The 16,559-nt window shown below is 39.0% G+C and carries 13 protein-coding genes; 9 read left to right on the forward strand and 4 right to left on the reverse strand.

Features of this window, described 5'->3' with window-relative positions; translation table 11 throughout:
* Positions 1–83: 83 nt before the first annotated feature.
* Together GQR45_RS07895 and GQR45_RS07900 are read right to left on the reverse strand one after the other, a co-directional pair.
* Entirely contained in the window at positions 84–2,156 is a 2,073-nt protein-coding gene (locus GQR45_RS07895) for a catalase (protein WP_165725622.1), read from the reverse strand.
* A gap of 243 nt (positions 2,157–2,399) precedes the next feature.
* Positions 2,400–3,233 carry a mechanosensitive ion channel domain-containing protein gene (locus GQR45_RS07900; protein ID WP_007581470.1) on the reverse strand — a complete coding sequence of 278 codons (834 nt, stop codon included), beginning with the start codon at positions 3,231–3,233 and terminating at the stop codon, positions 2,400–2,402.
* A 301-nt stretch (positions 3,234–3,534) separates the two neighbouring features.
* Between GQR45_RS07900 and gss the strand changes: the two genes are divergently transcribed.
* The 5 genes from gss (at position 3,535) to GQR45_RS07925 (ending at position 12,391) form a co-directional block, all read left to right on the forward strand.
* Positions 3,535–5,403, forward strand: a complete 1,869-nt coding sequence (gene gss, locus GQR45_RS07905; protein ID WP_165725623.1) for a bifunctional glutathionylspermidine amidase/synthase — start codon at positions 3,535–3,537, stop codon at positions 5,401–5,403.
* Positions 5,404–5,536: 133 nt separating this feature from the next.
* Entirely contained in the window at positions 5,537–5,905 is a 369-nt protein-coding gene (locus tag GQR45_RS07910; protein ID WP_121953954.1) for a DUF2237 domain-containing protein, read from the forward strand.
* 236 nt (positions 5,906–6,141) lie between these two features.
* Positions 6,142–6,666: a DNA starvation/stationary phase protection protein Dps gene (gene dps / locus GQR45_RS07915; RefSeq protein ID WP_010553097.1), complete on the forward strand. Its 525-nt coding sequence runs from the start codon at positions 6,142–6,144 to the stop codon at positions 6,664–6,666.
* A 624-nt stretch (positions 6,667–7,290) separates the two neighbouring features.
* Positions 7,291–10,230 (forward strand): TonB-dependent receptor, encoded by a 2,940-nt coding sequence (locus GQR45_RS07920; RefSeq protein WP_165725624.1) that lies wholly within the window; start codon positions 7,291–7,293, stop codon positions 10,228–10,230.
* Positions 10,231–10,651: 421 nt separating this feature from the next.
* A complete protein-coding gene (locus GQR45_RS07925) occupies positions 10,652–12,391 on the forward strand; it encodes a SulP family inorganic anion transporter (RefSeq protein ID WP_165725625.1) in 1,740 nt (579 codons plus the stop codon).
* 52 nt (positions 12,392–12,443) lie between these two features.
* Here GQR45_RS07925 and GQR45_RS07930 read toward each other — a convergent pair whose 3' ends face one another.
* Positions 12,444–13,121 (reverse strand): glutathione S-transferase family protein, encoded by a 678-nt coding sequence (locus tag GQR45_RS07930; protein WP_165725626.1) that lies wholly within the window; start codon positions 13,119–13,121, stop codon positions 12,444–12,446.
* 177 nt (positions 13,122–13,298) lie between these two features.
* Here GQR45_RS07930 and GQR45_RS07935 point away from each other — a divergent pair, with 177 nt between their 5' ends.
* From GQR45_RS07935 to GQR45_RS07950, 4 genes are all read left to right on the forward strand, one after another.
* A complete protein-coding gene (locus tag GQR45_RS07935; protein WP_165725627.1) occupies positions 13,299–14,069 on the forward strand; it encodes a DUF1223 domain-containing protein in 771 nt (256 codons plus the stop codon).
* 306 nt (positions 14,070–14,375) lie between these two features.
* Positions 14,376–15,056: a CsgG/HfaB family protein gene (locus GQR45_RS07940; RefSeq protein ID WP_165725628.1), complete on the forward strand. Its 681-nt coding sequence runs from the start codon at positions 14,376–14,378 to the stop codon at positions 15,054–15,056.
* Positions 15,056–15,403 (forward strand): DUF4810 domain-containing protein, encoded by a 348-nt coding sequence (locus GQR45_RS07945; RefSeq protein WP_008165258.1) that lies wholly within the window; start codon positions 15,056–15,058, stop codon positions 15,401–15,403. The genes GQR45_RS07940 and GQR45_RS07945 overlap by 1 nt, the downstream gene beginning before the upstream one ends.
* Position 15,404: 1 nt before the next feature.
* The gene (locus GQR45_RS07950; protein WP_008165257.1) at positions 15,405–16,082 is read left to right on the forward strand and encodes a DUF799 domain-containing protein; all 678 of its coding nucleotides are present in this window, start codon (positions 15,405–15,407) and stop codon (positions 16,080–16,082) included.
* A gap of 124 nt (positions 16,083–16,206) precedes the next feature.
* Here GQR45_RS07950 and GQR45_RS07955 read toward each other — a convergent pair whose 3' ends face one another.
* Complete coding sequence (locus GQR45_RS07955; RefSeq protein WP_165725629.1) at positions 16,207–16,515, reverse strand: hypothetical protein; 309 nt, start codon at positions 16,513–16,515, stop codon at positions 16,207–16,209.
* Positions 16,516–16,559: the final 44 nt, after the last annotated feature.

Genomic DNA, 16,559 nt, shown 5'->3' on the forward strand with positions numbered 1-16,559 from the left:
TTGGCTTGAACTAATACCTTAACTAGGTGAGCTAAAAAAAACCACAACAATTACATGCTGTGGTTTTTTAATTATTGAGCTTACTAACGTTTCCAGAATCTTAAATTACGTAATGTATTTATAAATTTATCGGCTGAATGTGCCTCTAAATCTATCCAACCATTATCTACTTTTCCATCAAGGCCTGCCGCTTTAAATAAAGGCTTAGCCTCATTTGTGTAGCCTATGTATTTCATATGTGCGTACGCATCACTTACAAAGTCTTTAGCTTCTGCTATGGCAGCTAGTTTTTCGGCTCCCTCTTCAGTGGTGAGTACAAGTACCGCATCGTATAAAACCGATGGACCACCATTAATAACCTGATCAGCTTTAAAGTGCTTACCTTTACTGCATTTAGCACCGCCAACTTGTGGGGCAATAATTTCAAAGTTTGCGCCTTCACTTTTAAGTGCATTGGTAACCGATTCAAAGATGTCTGCATTAAAGCCATCACTTACTAAAATACCTAATTTACGGCCTTTGAAGGTGTTGGGCGCATTTTTCAAAATACTTAACGCATCAGATACAGGTAAGTCTTTACGTGTTGGCATAGCAGCTTCAGCTGGGTCTGGCATTTCTTGCAAGCCAAGTCCTTCGGCAACTTTATTTGCGAGGGTTTCGTCAATATTTAACAAGTGCGATACCAAACGTTCTCGTATTGGTAAATGCTCAACTTTAGACAGCTCAAACACGTACGCAGATTGAATATGCGCCTGCTCTACCTCTGTTTGACTTAAATAAAATTGACGGGCTTGACTGTAATGATCGCTGAATGTTTCTGAGCGATAACGCAGTTTATCACCGCCGCTTACTTCAGGCTCGCCTGAGCTTTTAAAGCCATGTACTGGGCATTCGCGCGGGTTGTTTTCGTCGCCGCTCCATGAGTTTGGCTCATAATTAACACGCCCTTTTGGATTGTGCATTGCCATGTGGCCATCTTGCTGAAAATGACGCATTGGACATTTAGGCGCATTGACCGGAATGTGCGTAAAGTTAGGACCACCTAAACGCTTAGTTTGAGTATCTAAGTATGAAAAGTTACGACCTTGCAGTAGCGGGTCGGGTGTAAAGTCGAGCCCCGGTACAATGTTTTGAGTACAAAATGCTACTTGCTCTGTTTCTGCAAAAAAGTTGTCTACAACACGGTCAAGCACCATACGGCCAACAATTTGCACTGGTACTTGCTCTTCAGGTATAAGCTTAGTGGCATCAAAAACATCAAATTCAAATTCATCAGCAAATTGCTGATCAAACACCTGTACACCTAGCTCCCACTCAGGGAAGTCGCCATTACCAATAGATTCCCACATATCTCTGCGATGAAAATCAGGGTCTGCGCCATTTAGCTTAAGTGCTTCGTTCCATACTACAGATTGCATGCCGCCTTTTGGTTTCCAATGAAATTTAACAAATTTATCTTCACCTTTGGCATTAATAAATTTAAAGGTATGAACGCCAAAACCTTCCATAAAGCGTAAAGAGCGTGGAATAGCTCTATCAGACATTGCCCACATAACCATGTGCATTGACTCAGGCGATAAGCTCACAAAATCCCAAAAGTTATCATGTGCTGTTTGCGCTTGTGGAAAACCACGATCAGGCTCGGCTTTAGCTGAATGAACTAAGTCTGGAAACTTCATCGCATCTTGAATAAAGAATACCGGTATATTGTTACCCACTAAATCCCAGTTTCCTTCTTGGGTATAAAATTTTACCGCAAAACCACGTACATCACGTGCTAAATCTGGAGACCCTTTATTACCTGCAACTGTAGAGAAACGAGTAAATACTGGGGTTTTTTCACCTTTTCGCTGAAAAATATCTGCACAGGTTAAATCTTCAAGCGTATCGTAAGTTTCAAAATATCCGTGTGCACCATAGCCTCTAGCGTGCACTACACGCTCAGGAATGCGTTCATGATCAAAGTGAAAGATCTTCTCGCGCATTATGTGATCTTCTAATAATCCTGGGCCACGCTTTCCTGCACGTAATGAGTTTTGATCGTCACTTACAGGGCAGCCCTGCGCGGTAGTCATAGTAGGGTGTTCATCCGACGCTTTTTGATGCAATTCACCGCCATGCCCTTTATTACCTGAGTATTTAAATGATTCAGCCATGTTTAGTCCTTCATACAGTTTGATTTAATGGGTCAATAGTTTTTATGAGCTTTAAAGCTAAAAGCGACTATGCAAATGCAAAATAAAGACCAGCCATCCAACCTAGTAAAAAAGGGCTGTACAGATAACAATGTAGTATTTGAGGTGATTTATAAAAGAAATGGTTACACAGGTATGTAACTTTTTCACACAAAAAAAGAGCACTTTAAAAGTGCCCTTAGGTTTAAATCGTTTTAAATTTAGTTAATCTTTGCTTTCGTTAACTAAAATAACTTTACGATGTGGGAAAGGTATTTCGATGTTGTTTTCATCCAGTGCTTTTTTAATTAACTCTGGCACAGTGTAAAGAATATCGAAGTAATGCTCGCCCTTACAAAAAGGTCTTACTAAAAAGTCTACTGAGCTGTTGTTAAGAGTTTCTACTTCAACAAAAGGAGCGGGATCTTTTAGTATGTGTGGGTGCGCTGCAAGTACGCCATCTATAACTTTACGTACAGCCGTTGTATCTTCACCGTAAGCAACACCAAAATGCATATCCACACCACGAATTGGATGATGTGAATGGTTTATAATTTGCGCGCCCCAAATTTGACTATTTGGAATAATAACCTGTTGGTTATCGAACGTTTGTAAAATAGTAGTAAACATATCTACTTCTGTTACTTTACCAAAACGCCCTGCTGCCTCAATAAAGTCATTCACTTTATAAGGTCTGAAAACTAGTAGCATAACGCCTGCTGCAAGGTTCGACATTGCACCTTGTAACGCCAAGCCTATAGCAAGTCCCGCAGCACCTAGCAAAGCAATAATAGAGGCTGTTTGTACACCAAAGCGATTTAACACAGCAATAATAACGAACGCTAATATGATGTATCGAGCCATGCTGCCTAAAAAGCGAAAAAGCGTGTCATCAAGATGAGTGTATTTATGGCATAAGCCAATAATTAAATTGCGTACTTTGCCCGCTAACCATAAGCCCGCAAGCAAAATTGCAATCGCTAGTAATATGTTGGTTGCCCACGTAATTGCAGCGGGTAAATATTGATTAATATCAATGTTGTTTATTATGTCTTCCATTGTTTTTCCTGTTTTAAAAACTTTTAATTAGTTTTAACTAGTTTCAACTATACCAAGCGCAACAGTTTAACAAAAAATTAACTAAAGTACGAATATAGGTTCAGTTTTACATGTATAAGCGCTTTGAAGGAGGGATTTTTTAACTACTGCTTTTAAAACTATGGATTGATAAAATATAATTTTAAGCCCTATTTAGCGCCAATATTTAATTAAAAATTAAACCCAGTTATATCTTGCTATAACGCAGTTTCGCTCATATAGTCAGCAAATTATCACACCTTTATTTTGAACATCTTTGTTTATGAAATCTTCTGCTCCTGCTAGTGATTTTGGTACCTTATTAGGTTATGCACCTGGTAATGTTGCTGTTTACTCATCTGATTATGATACGGCTGACGAAAGTATTTATCCTAATCGTAGCGCCTATCGTAGTTACCTTGATGGCATTTACATGGGCTATAAATGGCAATGCGTTGAGTTTGCACGTCGATGGATGTATCTCAACCATAGCTATATTTTTGATGATATTGCTATGGCTTACGATATTTTTGAGCTGCGTTCTGTGCGCGATGTAAATAGCCAAAACAGATTACCACTAAACGCGTTTAAAAATGGTGCTAAATATCATCCTCAAGTAGGTAGTTTACTTATTTGGGAGGAAGGCGGCGAGTTTGAAGAAACAGGCCATGTTGCTGTCGTTGTTGAAGTGCACGAAGATAAAATACGCCTTGCTGAGCAAAATGTAGGACATCAAATATGGCCAAAAGATCAAAGCTGGTGTCGTGAGCTAAAAGCAAAAGTAACCAAAGATGGCGACTATTGGATTGAGTGCTCTTACAGCGACGCCACTATTTTAGGCTGGATGACACAAACTGATGAAACAGAATATGCTGAGCCAACGTCTGAGCTAAACACTGATTTATTTATTATAGAAGCCCATAAAGCAGTAGATACAGGCCAAGCAAACAAGTCATGGTTAAATATTGCGAATGACGATGAAGCTGCCTACGTAGAAATGATGCAAGGCCATAAACTTACATCAGTAGCTGAGGATCAACATAATTACTTTGCGATATCTCAAACGGCGCAGCAAAGCATTGAGCATGCAACAAATGAGCTGCATGGCTTATTTATGCATGCAACCGACTATGTACTGCAGCACCCTGAGTTATTAAAAAAGTTTAATTTACCCGATGTTGTGATTAATAAAATTCGCCAATCGTGGGATAACCGCTTAAACCAATTAATTACCAGTCGGTTTGACTTTGCTTTAACAGCAGCAGGTTTAAAAGTTTACGAATACAATTGCGATTCGGCATCGTGTTACATGGAAAGCGGCAAAGTTCAGGGTAAATGGGCAAAACACTTTGGTGTTAAAACAGGTGTAGATGCAGGTCAAAACTTATTTAAAGACCTCGTAAAAGCATGGCGTAAAAGTGAAGTAAAAGGTCTTGTTCATATTCTGCAAGATGATGAACCAGAAGAGCATTACCACGCATTATTTATGAAAGAAGCTATTGAAGCCGCGGGCTTTGAGTGTAAGTTGGTAATTGGCTTAAGCACACTTCGCTGGAATGAATCAGGCAACATAGTAGATGCAGATGGCGCACAACTGAGTTACGTATGGAAAACCTGGTCGTGGGAAACCGCACTTGATCAAATTCGTGAAGAATGCGAAGCCGACCAATCATTAGGTGATAACTTTGAACCACAATTCAAAGCTGGTGAAACGCCACGCTTAGTCGATGTATTACTGCGTAAAAACGTGATGGTGTTTGAACCGCTGTGGACATTAATTCCAAGTAACAAAGCTATTTTGCCAATACTGTGGAGCTTATTCCCTAATCATAAATATTTACTTAATACCACGTTTGAGCTTAACGACGAGTTATTACAAACCGGTTATGTAGTTAAACCAATAGTAGGACGCTGTGGCGCTAATATTCAACTTGTTGATGAACAGCAGCAAGTTATTGAAAAAACAATGGGGCACTTTGCAGAGCAAGACCAAATATACCAACAACTATTTGCACTGCCTAAAGTAGATGACTACTTTGTACAAATATGTAGTTTTACAGCCGCCGGAAAATACTCTGGTGGCGGCGTACGTGTTGATAAAAGCATGATCATAAACGGCCATAGCGATTGTATGGCACTGCGTATTAAATAAATAATACTAAGCCCGCAATTTTGCTGCGGGCTTAAGTTTGTGTAGCCCTTCCTTCTTTTAAGTTTTATAGCTATCTCAAGCGAGTTACTCCTGATAGAGTAAATTTATTAAACACCACAAACTAAGGTATTTCATGGCGAATCAATTTAATGTACTTGGCACACGTTTAAAACTATGTTGCGGTAATGGTGGCTACACACGTGAAGGATTTTGTTATGTACCAGAATCAGATCTTGGCAATCACAGTGTGTGTGCAATTATGACTGACGAGTTTTTACAATTTTCAAAATCACAAGGTAACGACTTAATAAGCCCGAACCCTCTTTACGATTTTGAAGGTTTAAAAGCCGGTGATAAATGGTGCTTGTGTGCATTAAGATGGCTTCATGCTATTTCAGCAAACGTTGCGCCACCAGTGGTACTTGAAGCCACAAATAAAAAATCATTAGAAATAGTGCCGCTCGATGTTTTAAAAGCGCACGAATATATAGCCAAAGTTTAAATACACTTAAGCGTTATTAAATTAAAGTCTGCAGATTTTACAAATGTATGCAGGCTTTTCAAAAATTCAATCACCCCTCCTGCCTCTAAAATCTTAAATTAAAACATAACCTCATGTTTTTAAATTACTTTTAAAAACAATCAACTTACGGCATAACAGTTGCTTCATTAAGTTTAAGTTATGCTAATAACGCAACATATTATATGAGCAACACATTACTTAATGTAGGAGAAATTATGAGTAACAATAACGAATCAAACAAAACAACTAAATTTACCGCGCCAGGTATGAGTGACGAATCAGCTCAAAAAACAATAGCTACGCTAGATAACCGCATGGTTGCATTGATAGATTTACAGCTTACTTTAAAGCATATTCACTGGAACGTAGTGGGACCTAACTTTATTGGCGTACACGAAATGATAGACCCACAAGTAGACATTGTGCGCGAAATGACAGATACAATTGCAGAGCGAATTGCGACTCTTGGTGGAGTGCCCGTTGGTACGCCTAAATCAATTGTAGATCGTCGTACATGGAACGAATACTCAGTAGGTAAAGGGTTAGTAACCGAGCATTTAGCCGCACTTGATAAAGTATACAACGGCGTTAATGGCGATCACCGCAAAGCAATTGAGACTCTTTCTGAATTAGATCCGGTGTCTGAAGATATGATCACCAGCCAACTAGCTGACCTAGAGCAATTTCAGTGGTTTATTAGAGCCCATTTAGAATCATCTACAGGCGAGTTAAAAAGCTAATACATTTAATCTAAGAAAGCCCAGCATTAATATGCTGGGCTTTTTTTTGCGTAAAAATCACTCTATTTATAATCATATATAGATATGTATCAGTAAGCTCTAATACAAAATTCATATAAAAACAATAGAAAATTGGTATTACCAAAACAAATAACCAAAATAAAATTGAATGATTTTACACTCCTTACTATTTCGCAAATTTATAAGCCATAGCCAACCTTTAATGAACATCTCATTATTTTAACATCACTTAAAAAACAAACTAAATACGTATAAAAGTACGGCATAAAATTTAAAAATAGCACTAAAAAGTGTATTTAATAGTACAAATAATATAAAAAAACGCCTTTGGTAAACATACTTCAATAAAATTCACTCAAAATATAAAAAATAAAAATACACCATAAGCCATTAAATTTATTAAATATAAGCAAAATAAAAGAACACTTTGTAATACACCTTGTGAATTTTTGGTAAACAAAGGTTGTAATAAAAGCTGAATTGGACTAATTTCAACCATACCACCTGTATGACACACTACAGGGAAACAGCAGTTAAATTGGTTAACCAAACCAAGTAACAACACACACAATGACGTAAGTCGTACCCAAACGGGAGAGATACATGAAACTCAATCAAATTACTTCAACATTAATTAATAAACATAAAAGAAGTAGCTCTACAACAATCAGTGCAGCAGCCCTTTTATTAATGGCTTCTTCTACTATTGCAGCGCAAGAGGCTCCGGCAGCTTCAGAAACGGCAGCTGCAGATATTGAAGTTATTGAAGTAAAAGGCATGCTAGGTAGTATGAAAGCCGCCGCTATGCTTAAGCGTACTGACGGACGTATTGTAGATGCGATTGTTGCTGAAGACATTGGTAAGTTACCTGATAATAATATTGCAGAAGCACTGCAACGTATTACTGGTGTATCTATTAATACCGATTTTGGTGTGGGTGACAGTGTTTCGATTCGTGGCTTACCTCAAAACCGTGTTGAATTAAACGGTCGCTCTACTATTGGTGACTCTCGTGACGGTATTAGCTTACAAGATTACCCATCAAGTTTCTTAAAAACAGTAGAAGTCGTTAAGTCTCCTACTGCCGATATGATTGAAGGTGCATTAGGCGGAACAGTTAGCTTAAAAACAGTTCGCCCATTAGAGTTAGATAAACTAACTGGCGCAGTTTCATTAGATGGTGAATATGCAGATAAAACAGAAAAAGTAGCACCTATTTTTAGTGGTTCACTTGGTAACAACTGGGACTTTGACGAAATGGGTACCTTTGGTGCCATTGCTATGTTTTCATTCCAAGATCGTGAAATTCGTCAAGATGAAACGTCTAGCCGTGTTAAACCTCAAGACATTGATATTAATGGCCAAGAAGGTAATACACCAAGTGGCAACGCTATCGTACGAGACGAGCACAGTGTTGAACAATATGTAGAACAACGTAAACGTACTGCTGTAAATTTATCACTTCAGTGGGCACCGCAATCTGGTAATGGCATGGTGTATCTTGATTTAAGTGGCACTAAACGCTCTGGTGAGCAAAGTGGTAACTCTATATTAGGTGTTGCGGGTTCGTTATCAACAGATGCAAATACAACTCAAGATGCTAACGGCGTAAATAATTACACGCTAACAAACGAATTTGGTATCCCTAAAACATACAGTGACTTTCGTGAAACTGATTCGTTTTCAAATGCACTTGGTGCAGAGTGGAACCTTACTGACAGTATAAAAATCTCTGGTGAAATTGCAGTAGCATCATCAGAAAGCGTAAGACCTGATTCTGAATTTACACTTCGCCCAATCGAAAAATCAACATTTGAAGCAAGTGGCGGAACTCAGCTAACAAATCATTTATATGATGGTGCATTTTCTCAAGACGGTAATAAATTACCAAGCATCATTCATTCAGATCCTAATGCATTTACTGACCCACAAAACTTAGCACTTCGTACGTTTAAAAGTGAAGATAGAAGAACAGACAATGACGAAACAGCTATTCGTTTTGATGTTGAAATGTTTGAACCTCTCAGCAGCTTAAGCTGGGTGTCTAAAGTAAAAGCAGGTGTACGTGTTACTAACCGCGATTACGAATATGAGCAATACAAAGTAGAAATTAAAGACATTTACAAAAATGCATTTAACGACTCTGATGGTTCATTAGCTACTTTATGGGTTGATGACTACAACGCTGCTTTTTCAAATAGCTTCACAACAGTTAGCCACGACAACTCTTTTGACCAATTAGGTCATTCGGGACAAAATGACCTACTAACGTTTTTAAGCTACAACGGTTTATCTAACCCAGCAAATACTTACGCTCAACTTCAGCAGTTACTTGCAGGTACTAACCTAGCGTCAACAGGGAGTCTTTCAGATAACCAAGAGTTCCAAGAAAGCGCATACCGTAACGTAGTTGAAGATACAGCAGCTGTGTACATATCAGCGTACTTAGACTTTGATAACATCACTGCGATTGTGGGTGGTCGTTATGTGACTACAGATTTAGAATCAAGCGTATTTCTTAATGGTGAAAAAGTAACTGGCGACAATGACTACAGCGACTTTTTACCAAGCTTAAACGTTACGTATAACTACTCAGACGAAACATTATTCCGCTTTGCTGCTGCAAAAGTTATGCGCCGCGCTGACTTTAGCGAGCTAAGCCCTGCATTTGACGTTAATAATGACATTACAGGTGCAACGCAAGGCTCTATTGATTTAGAACCATACCGTGCAACGCAATACGACTTATCTGTAGAGCATTACTTTGATGAAGGTAACGTACTATCTTTCGCAGTATTTTATAAAGATGTTGAGTCTTTCTTAAGTAACGAAAGTAGCTGTGTAGCTGCATCAAGCACTTCAACAGGTCAAAACGTAACTCAGTGGAACCAAGTATGTCAGCTTGACGTTGCAGGTGTATCTCAAGACAACCTAGTTTACTCAGATGCGACTGACTACCCTGTAGATATAGATGGCTTTAACCATGTTGCAGGCTTGCGTGACGCAGGACTAACGGGTATTGATACAGTTAAAAATGTAAACGGTGAAAACGGCTCAGTACAAGGTTTTGAAGTTGGTTACCAACAGTTCTTCACAAGCTTACCTGGTGCATTTTCTGGCTTAGGTGTTAATGCAAACTACACGTATGCAGACAGCGAACAACCAAACGGCAACCCATTATTAGATATTTCTAAAAATACGTACAACTTACAAGTATTTTGGGAATACGAAGGGTTCTCTACTCGTATCGCTTATAACTACCGTGACAGTTTCTTAGATACTGAAAACGAGAAACGCGTAGAAAATATTAATTCAGACGGCAGCATTTCAGCAGAAGGCACTGTTTACGGTAATAACTACCGTGACGACAGAGGCCAGTTAGATTTCTCTGCAAGCTGGGATATTAACGAAAACGTGACCTTAGTAGGTAATGCGACCAACTTAACGGGTGAGCCTTCAATCTACCTATCTGAACTAGGTGGTGCTTGGAAGTACACTGAAGCGGATCGCCGTTACAGCTTTGGTATTCGCGCTAAATTTTAATTTTCCCTAGGGCGTGTTGTCCTTTGGTGGTTGAATTTGCAGCGGTATGTTTGTTTTTTAGGCAAGACAGAGCCTATGTAGTGTGGTTATTCCCCATAAATAGGCGATAACGCAGCATAAAGACCAAACATGCGCTGCCCTTTGGGTTCTTTCTAGGGACGATTAACTCTTTGTTGCTCGGTTTTTACTTAACCCACTAGGTTACAAACCTCGCGCCGCGATTTAATCGCCCCTAGATTGAAAAAATTTCAATCCACAAAGGTCAACACGCCCAAGACACTAAAGCCTGCTTTTATGCAGGCTTTTTTACGTCTATAAAAAAGTAGCTTTATATTACGTAAAAAACACTCCCTCCTAGCTATACTTATTTGAATATTAAATTTACTATCAAAACGTTGTAACTATTAGCAAGGATACTGAAGTGCTGTCGCGTTTATATAATTTTATGCCGGGTTTAGATACATTGCTGCACTACGAGCGACAATGGTTTGCTGATGATGTAAGAGCGGCGCTATCGGTAGCTGCGGTAGCTTTACCTGTTGCCATTGCTTACGCACAACTAACCGGTGTTAACGCCGCCGTAGGGTTATATTCTTGCATACTGCCAATGATGCTATATGCGTTTTTTGGCACTTCTAAACAATTAATAGTCGGCCCTGATGCCGCCACCTGCGCCGTTATTGCCGCTGTAGTAACACCTCTTGCTGCAGGTGACAGCTTTAAGCATTGGCAACTTGTTGTCACCATGACCGCCATGACCGGCTTTTGGTGCTTTATAGCCAGTAAATTTAAGTTAGGTGTATTAGCCGACTTTTTATCTAAACCTATTTTAATGGGCTTACTAAACGGCGTAGCTATCACTATTATTGTTGGTCAATTTTCTAAAGTATTCGGTTTTACCTTTGATGAGCGCTACTTACTTGAACGCCTAGGTGGTGTACCCACATACCTAGCGCAAACACATGTTCCCACCTTACTAATGGCCTTGTTTACACTGGCGGTTTACTTTGCCATGAAGCGCATAAGACCCACGTGGCCTGCGTCTATGTTCGCCATAGCTTTTGGTGCGCTTTTGGTATGGATTTTTGATTTAAAACAACTTGATATAAAAACCATTGGCACCGTAACTGGCGGGCTTCCCGTTTTTAATACCCCTGTTTTTGATTTAGGGATTATTCGTGAGCTAGTGGTACCCGCACTTAACTTAGCCATCGTGAGCTTTGTTAGTATGATGCTAACTGCCCGCAGCTTTGCTGCTAAAAATGGCTACGACATAGATGCCGATAAAGAATTTAGAGCGTTAGGTATTGCCAATATTGCGTCAGCCCTTTCGCAAGGCTTTGCAGTCAGTGGCGCCGACTCACGCACCGCTGTTAACGATGCAACAGGTGGTAAAACGCAGTTAGTATCAATAATTGCAGCGGCCATTATTGCGCTCATAGCCGTGTTTTTAACAGCCCCACTTGAATTTATTCCAAGCGCAGCGCTAGGTGTTGTACTCATTATAGCCTCTGTTCATTTACTCGATTTAAAAGCGGTTTGGCAATTAAAACGAAAAGATAAACAGGCATTTTATCTCGCCTCAGCCACCTTACTTGCGGTGTTATTTATTGGCGTTATACCAGGGATCACACTTGCTGTATTACTGGGGTTATTTCAATTTATTCGCACTGTTATGCGCCCAACTGACAATATACTCGGCGTAGATGTTAACGGTGTAGTAAGAAGTTTAGACGCCACAGATAAAGCAAAAGCGGTGCAAGGCGTCTTTATCTATCGCTTTAACTCACCTTTAACTTACTTTAATGCCAGCTACTTTAAACGTAGATTACTTGAGCAATACGCAAGACAAAAAGACGATACACAATGTGTAATAATTGACGCTGTGCCCTGCTTTACTCACTTAGATTTAAGTGTAATGGCCATGCTTGCCGATCTAGATGTTATATTTAAAAAGCGCGATATAAGGCTTGAACTTGCAGGTAGAAAACGCCAACTCCTTTCATGGTTTGAAATTGCAGGAATGAAGTCAGGAAAAGAAGGTATATATATTCACTCAGACCTATACATCGCCCTAAAAAGAAATAGCGTAAGCCAGCATACACAAGAAGTTAGCTTGTTTGAGTCAGACGAAAATAAAGAAGCGCTCACACAACCATAAAATACTAAACAGCAGATCAGCTAACTGATCTGCTTATTGTATTAAGTACTTTTTATACTTTAGGGTAGTTTGAAGGGAAAAATGCTTTTTTAGCGTCTTCATCAAACTCTTTTTTAAATGCCACATCAGTACCAATTACGCGTGCACGTGCAACCGCTGGGCGGCTATCAATGCTTTCAAACCAACGCTTAAGATTTGGGTACGGTGCTAAGCCCTCTTCACCTAATACAACCGGTGCTTTATCAATCCAGCCCCATGCAGATACATCAGCAATGGTATACGTATCACCCACAATAAAATTACGACCTTCAAGGTGCGTATCAAGCACTTCGTAATGGCGCTGCGCTTCACGTAAATAACGATTAGCCGCGTAATCAAGCCCTTCTGGCGCCATGTGTCTAAAGTGTACACTCTGCCCTGAATACGGACCTAAACCAGATGCGATAAACATTAACCACGACAGCATTTCAGCGCGATCATCGCCCTTGCCTTCTAGCTTTCCATATTTTTCAGAAAGGTACATTAAAATAGCGTTCGAATCGAATACACGCGTTTCACCATCAACTATTGCAGGTGCTTTAGCATTTGGATTAATTGCTTTAAATTCAGGTGTATGTTGCTCACCTTTTAAAGTATCAAGAGGAACAAGTTCAAACGGTAAGCCTGTTTCTTCTAAAAAGAGTGCAACCTTCATTGGGTTAGGAGTATGGTGAAAATAAAATTTAATCATGTAAAGTTCCTCAATTATTGAGCAACGATTAAAGCACAACTTGAGCGGGTGTTCAAATTAAGTTTTAACCAAGTAAAATATACAGTTAAAACGTGATTCAATTGTGAGTATTTCGTGATACTTCAATCGTAAATATCATTTAGGCTGAATGCAATATCAACCTTTGCGAGAAGTAACATGCCTTTTAAAGCACTATCCCGTCCATTTTTTATCTCACTTGTTGGGTTAATAATTTTTTGCTTTCAAAGCCAAGCTGCTGAGCAAGTAACTATTACCAGTACAGCTAATCCGACTACCTTTTTAGAGCTTTACACATCGCAAGGTTGCAGTAGTTGCCCACCAGCAGAGCGCTGGATTTCAACGTTTACAGATGATGAAAAACTATGGACTGATTTAATCCCTATTAATTTTCATGTTACTTATTGGGATTATTTAGGATGGAAAGACCCGTTTGCCTCTGCTGTTTTTAGTAAAAGACAACGTACTTATAAGGCACTCGGCAAAAGCCGTATTGTAGCAACCCCAGGATTTATGGTTAACGGCAGCGGGTGGCAAGGTTGGTTTTATAAGCAAGCTATTCCTGTAGCTAAAGCCCCTTATTTAGGTAATTTAAAAGCGACTATAAACAACAGTAAAATTAATCTCGAATACGATACTGTTAATACCAAAGATGATACTAACCAAAACTTAATAGCCCATGTAGCTCTGTTAGGTTTTGGCATAGAAACACAAATACACAGCGGCGAAAACGCAGGCCATAAGTTAAAACACGACTTTGTTGTTATTGGCTACGAGCAAAGTGACATGCAGACCAGGCAGCAATTATCATTAACTGACTTACCCCTGCCTCGCGCTAATAATGTATCGCCAACTAAGCAAGCCTTAGTATTTTGGGTATCTGAAAAAAGCGACCCTACCCCACTACAAGTTGCAGCAGATTGGTTTTAAAAGTTAAGGTTAATTGGAATAAAATTATTAATTAACAACTCAGCGCGTAATAAATGCTCTTTATATAAACTATAGAAAAAAGCTTCTAATAATTTAAAAACTAATGAATTAGCATTATTCCTGTAAAGAATTTATTCTTTTTTATTGTGTGTATCTGTGTAAAACATAAATAACATTGTATTTACATCAACTTTTGTTTATAAAGTAAGTTGAATGGACTCTTGAAATAAGCAATTGACTTATAAGTATAAAAATCAAGCGCCTATCAATAAAAACTTCTGCAATTATCTATATGGACAAAAATTTATGCGAATTAACCAAAGCCACATTAAAACAATTGTAATCGCTGCAATTACAGCTTCGTCTTTAGCTGGGTGTGCTACAACATCATCAAAAGTAATAGAAACACCAACTGTTGCTAGCTATAACACAACCTACTCAGGTACAAAAAGCAAACTAGTCGTAGGTCAGTTTGTAAACCGTTCGAGCTTTCAAAATGGTATATTTTCATCAGGCCAAGACCGTTTAGGCAGCCAAGCAAAAACAACACTAATGAGCCACTTACAACAAACAAATCGCTTTAGTGTGCTTGATCGCGACAATATGGCAGCCCTTGCAGAAGAAGCAAAGTTAACAGGTACAAAACAAGTTCTTAGCGGTGCTAAATTTGTTGTAACTGGTGATGTAACAGGGTTTGGCCGTAAAGCTATTGGCGATCGCCAACTTTTTGGTTTATTGGGTAAAGGTAAATCGCAAATTGCTTACGCTAAAGTAACGCTTAATGTTGTTGATGTTACTACATCAGAAGTTATTTATTCAGTGCAAGGTGCTGGTGAATACAGCTTATCAGAACGTGAAGTTATTGGTTTTGGTAGCACAGCTTCATACGATGCCACATTAAATGGCAAAGTACTTGACCTAGCTATTCGCGAAGTCGTTAACAAGTTAGTTACTGGTCTTGAAGCTGGCCAATGGGGCAATAAATAATGAAAAAGCTAATTACCTTAGCATTTGTTTGTATAGCCCTAACGGGTTGTAACTCAACGAAAGAACCTATTTACTATTACGGTGACTATAGCACTGCCGTATACGCCTATTTAAAAGCAGATGACGTAACAGCTGAAGAGCAAATTAGTATGCTTGAGCAAATTATTGCCGATGCTGCAAACAAAAGTAAGAATGTTGCGCCTGGGCTACATGCTCACCTAGGTATGCTGTACTTTGAAACGGGTAATCCTTCATTAGGCACTACTCACTTCGAAACTGAGAAATCACTTTTCCCAGAATCAGTTCATTACATCGACTTCCTTCTAAAATCTGCGAAAGGCGCTTAATATGCTTAATTTAAAATCATACACAGCGATCGCATTAGTCGCATTACTCGCTGGTTGTGTTTCACCTCCACCAGCACATGACTACACAGCGTTTAAACAAGCAGACCCTCACTCAGTTATTATTTTACCTCCGCTAAATAATACACCTGAAGTAATTGCACCATACAGTGTGATGACTCAAATGGTCGCGCCTATAGCTGAGTCGGGTTTTTATGTTTTTCCTGTTGCTTTAGTTGATCAAACCTTTAAAGGTAATGGCCTCACTGTTGCAAGCGACGTGCACCAAGTACCGGTAAATAAATTACATGAGATTTTTGGTGCAGACTCTGCGCTTTACATCACTATTGAAGAATACGGTACTAGCTATGTTGTAATTTCTAGCGAAACAGCTGTAACTGTGTCAGCCTCATTAGTTGATTTACGCACTGGCGAGCAATTATGGCAAGGCAAAGCAAGAGCCTCTTCAGCTGAACAACAAAGTAATGGCGGTGGTGGCCTTGTAGGCATGCTTGTTATTGCAGCAATTAATCAAATTGCTGAAACAGTCACTGATAAAGGCTTTGAAATCGCAGCAATGACTTCAACACGCTTACTTTCTTCAGATGTTTACAACGGCTTATTATATGGACCTCGTTCACCTAATTATGGCCAACCAGCACCAAGCGAAAAGAAGAAATAACTCTTATTGTTATTAACCTAAAGCTTGAAAAGGCCGAACCATTAAATGGGATTCGGCCTTTTTAATAACAGCTTACTTAGCTAAAAGGCTTAGCAAAGTTACTTTTAAGTATTTAGAGCAGATTTTAAAAACTAAAATTAATAGCAACAGAAAAAATAGTTTTTATAAAAATACTAACTAAAAAAGCCACCATAAAAAACATAGCAAATGCTGAAACAGCCCCTCCACCGGTATACCCTGCTTTAGCTTTTTCCACCATCAATACATAAATTCCCAACCCTACACTCACCTTAAACCACTGCCAATAATCGCTCGTAAATAGAGGAATAGCAGCTAAAACGATCGTAGTTATAATTAACTTGCTTCCATCATTTGAGCGCAATAAATAAAAGGCCATTATGGCAATATAAAATAGAGCCGTTACATCAGGCATATCAACAACTTCCTTGTAAAAATTTAATAAAAACTAATAAACGC

Origin of the sequence: Pseudoalteromonas sp. SA25 (genome assembly GCF_011378705.1) — a bacterium.
Lineage (GTDB): Bacteria > Pseudomonadota > Gammaproteobacteria > Enterobacterales > Alteromonadaceae > Pseudoalteromonas > Pseudoalteromonas arctica.